The sequence below is a fragment of the Mesorhizobium sp. M7A.F.Ca.AU.001.01.1.1 genome (genome assembly GCF_004022735.1).
GTDB lineage: Bacteria > Pseudomonadota > Alphaproteobacteria > Rhizobiales > Rhizobiaceae > Mesorhizobium > Mesorhizobium ciceri.
Genome location: NZ_RZPF01000744.1, coordinates 1 through 3,076 on the forward strand (window position 1 = coordinate 1; position 3,076 = coordinate 3,076).

Below are 3,076 nucleotides of genomic sequence, written 5' to 3' on the forward strand. Positions count from 1 at the left end.
GTGCTGCGCCTGCTCGACGGTACTCACCATCGGCGCGATTAATCCTTCGGCCCCCATATCCATGGCGCGGGCGAGGAAATGGTAGTCCTGCGATGGCACACGCACCATAACCGGCAGGTCGGCCGCCTCGAAATAGCGGATCGCGCTCTTGACCGTTTCCAGGCTGAAGCCCGAATGCTCCATATCGAAAAAGGCGAAGTCACAGCCAGCGGACTTCAGGATGTGGCCTATCCCCGGCGTCGCGAACTCGGCGACAAGGGTCCCGAGCTTGACGCGTCTGTGAGACGCTAGCGCCTTGAGACTTGGCTCCGACATGAACTTCCCTCCCGTTCGCCCACAAGGGGCGCATTGCGCCTACGCGTTCTTCAAGACGAAGCTTCGACAACAAGGTCGCAGATCGTCACCAGCTTGGTGTCGACGAGCGGCGCGCTCTGCGAATTGAATTCCTCGAAATGGGCTGTCCGGCAGTGGAGCATGAATGCCGCCTCGCTGTCGTAAATCTCGTAGAGCAGGACCCGGTCGGGCTCGCCGCGCGCCTGCGTCACATCAAAGCGGCGGCAGCCGGCTTCGCTGCGAACCGACGCGGTCGCGTTGGCGTCCACGAGCTCTCGGAATCTGCCCCGGGCACCCGGCTTGAGGCGGAAATCGACCCAGACCACGAAGCCGCTCATCCCTTGCCACCCGCAATTTCAAGATAGCGTCTGGAGACATATTCCAGATGCCTGCGCATAGCCGCTTCGGAGGCGTCTGGATCGCGCGCGGCGACGGCATCAAAGATTTCGCGATGAGCCTCGTAGGCCTTTCGGTCTTCACCTTTGGCCAAAGTTGTGCGCCGCTGTTCCAGCAGCCATTCGGCCAACGCCGCGTGAATGGCTGTGAAGATACGATTGCGGGTGATCACCGCCAGCACGTAGTGGAAGTCCACATCGGTGCGCTCGAAGCGCGTCAGGTCCCCGATCGACTGCCGGTTGATTTCGAGCGCCTCCTTGAGGCCCTCAATATCCTCTGACGTGGCATTGATGGCGGCGTTGCGGGCAAGCCCGACTTCGAAAAACAAACGCGCGCTCTGGAAGTCATGAACCCCGCCAGGGGCCGAAATCATGTGGCGCGCCGGCCCCGAGAGGGCGTCGATTACGAATTGGGGGGTTGGCCGAGTGACGCGGGCGCGCTCGCCGGATTTCACCTCGACAAGCCCCATCTTGCTCAGATGCAGCAGGGCCTCGCGGATTGAAGGGCGCCCGACCCCGAACTGCCGCATGAGTTCCCGCTCGGATGGGAGCCGGTCGGCTTCGGCCAGCTCTCCCTTGCGGATCATCCGCTCGAGGTGCGCTGCAACCTCCTCCGAAAGCTTCCGCGGTTTGATCAGAACTCCGATCATGTGGCATACCTGTTATACCAGTCGGATACGCTAGGCTCCCAGAGCGCCTCTGTCAACGATCAATTGGGCTGGATAGAGACCGAACAGAGATGCCCAGGCTCGCGCGGCCCGCCTCTTGGATGGCAAGGACGACGATCGATGGGCTGCTCGTAAAAGATCAGCGGCGCAACCTTCACGCCCTCGACCTCGACCACAGGAGTGGCACAGACATGTGCCCTCGCCCCGCTGCGCTGCCCGACCCAGGCAAGCCAGGGCTGCCAAAGGGCGAGCGGATTTCCGCTCCAGCCGATCGCGCCAGCGGCCACACCGCCGGTGATGAAACCAAGCGAATGCAGCGCTTCAAGGCATGAAAGTGAGGATAGGCCTTGCAAGGCCGAGAATGCCGTCGACCTGAACCCGTCCACCGTGAGTCATATGAACCTGGGTATCTGGAGTGAAGGAAGCCATCGCCCGGAGGAACCACACCGCCGACGAAGGCTGTGATGATCCTACCCTCGGAATCGATTGTGCGAAGTTAGGAATTCCCAAAGCGGACCGGTTCCGCGGGCGCACAGACCTCGCGGGAGATAGCCGCGCACAACCGCAAGGTAGAAGGCCTGCGACCGGGGCGGACAGATATGGCGATGTCACCGACTCTGGGCTCGTGCTGAATTGCTTCGATTCGCCGAAGGCCAAGCGGATAGCTCGGTGTCATGTTCAGCCGACACCCACTCCATACGACGTCGTCGAACCACTGCTGCGCGGCGTGACGCAATGGGTTCCGGAACCAAAACTGCGACCCGATTGCAGGATTGCGACTCGTCGCCAAGCGCATTTGTCCGCGAAAACGTCGCCCGCTTCATCAACATGACACCGGAGACATTCTCGGGCATCTATGGGGCCGCATCCAGGGAAACGCACTGGCTGTCCTATGAGCTACGCCGCGCTCGTCTCGGGCAGAAGTTTGCGACCGACGAGGTTGCAGCGGGCAAAATCGACATCTTCATCAACGTCGACTCAACACACTCGAGAACCATCCGGACCTCGCCCGGGTCATCATTGGCTCACTGATGAATGCCATCTACAATCGCAATGAAGCAGGCCAGTTCGGATCTTGTCGATGAGCTGATTTCCATGAAATTCGTTCAGGAGATGAAATCCACCCAACAGCGCGTTGGCAAGCCTCCGACCCCGCTTGAAGATGGGCCCCCCTCCCCTTCCCGAGATCAGCTGTTCAACGGTGTCCGCGGCAGCCTACGGCGACAGCGACCTCAAGGGCCAAGAGTGACACCATAGAGCCGGGAATGATGGTCTTGGCATCGTTGTTCCCGAGCCGACAAATTCGGTTTCTACCTCAGGCCGGATTTCATCACCAAGCGTCTGCTATCAACGCTCGGGTGGCACCCTCGTCGGTTGCGAACGCTCCCTTGGCGAGCAGATAAAGGAAGTTTCGGGCGCTCGCCCGCACCGCTCAAAACGATGGTGCGCGAACTGCGGTCTCCAGCGATCGGCTTTCAGTCGGGTAACGGTTGACCTCCGCATGCAAACGCACCTGCAGGAGGCACGCTGACCTACCCTATGTCAGCGAATATCGTTTGAGGCCGCTAGAGACGAATTGGGGTCGGTCCGAGCTTTGGACGTTTGCGTCTCGTCATGATGGAGGAGGTCGGCCATTGCTTTTGATGCCTTCGACAAAGCATCAGCCGGCAAAGCGAGCCC

4 protein-coding genes are annotated in these 3,076 nt (G+C 60.7%); 1 reads left to right on the plus strand and 3 read right to left on the minus strand.

Annotated features, from left to right (window positions below; all coding sequences use genetic code 11):
* The 3 genes from EN884_RS30975 to nanR all read right to left on the minus strand — a co-directional run.
* Window positions 1–315: aldolase/citrate lyase family protein (locus EN884_RS30975; RefSeq protein ID WP_245492012.1), on the minus strand; the 315-nt coding region annotated here is incomplete at its 3' end.
* Between the two features lie 50 nt (window positions 316–365).
* Window positions 366–671: a putative quinol monooxygenase gene (locus EN884_RS30980; RefSeq protein ID WP_050596334.1), complete on the minus strand. Its 306-nt coding sequence runs from the start codon at window positions 669–671 to the stop codon at window positions 366–368.
* Window positions 668–1,378 (minus strand): transcriptional regulator NanR, encoded by a 711-nt coding sequence (gene nanR, locus EN884_RS30985; RefSeq protein WP_027163180.1) that lies wholly within the window; start codon window positions 1,376–1,378, stop codon window positions 668–670. The genes EN884_RS30980 and nanR overlap by 4 nt, the downstream gene beginning before the upstream one ends.
* Window positions 1,379–2,131: 753 nt before the next feature.
* Between nanR and EN884_RS30995 the strand changes: the two genes are divergently transcribed.
* Window positions 2,132–2,428, plus strand: a complete 297-nt coding sequence (locus tag EN884_RS30995) for a type IV secretory system conjugative DNA transfer family protein (protein WP_342030152.1) — start codon at window positions 2,132–2,134, stop codon at window positions 2,426–2,428.
* The last annotated feature ends 648 nt before the right edge of the window (window positions 2,429–3,076 follow it).

Excerpts from the sequence above, each read along its gene's own strand:
- EN884_RS30980 (WP_050596334.1), bottom strand. The coding sequence starts at position 671 with ATGAGCGGCTTCGTGGTCTGGGTCGATTTCCGCCTCAAGCCGGGTGCC.
- nanR (WP_027163180.1), bottom strand. The coding sequence starts at position 1,378 with ATGATCGGAGTTCTGATCAAACCGCGGAAGCTTTCGGAGGAGGTTGCA.
- EN884_RS30995 (WP_342030152.1), top strand. The coding sequence starts at position 2,132 with ATGGGTTCCGGAACCAAAACTGCGACCCGATTGCAGGATTGCGACTCG.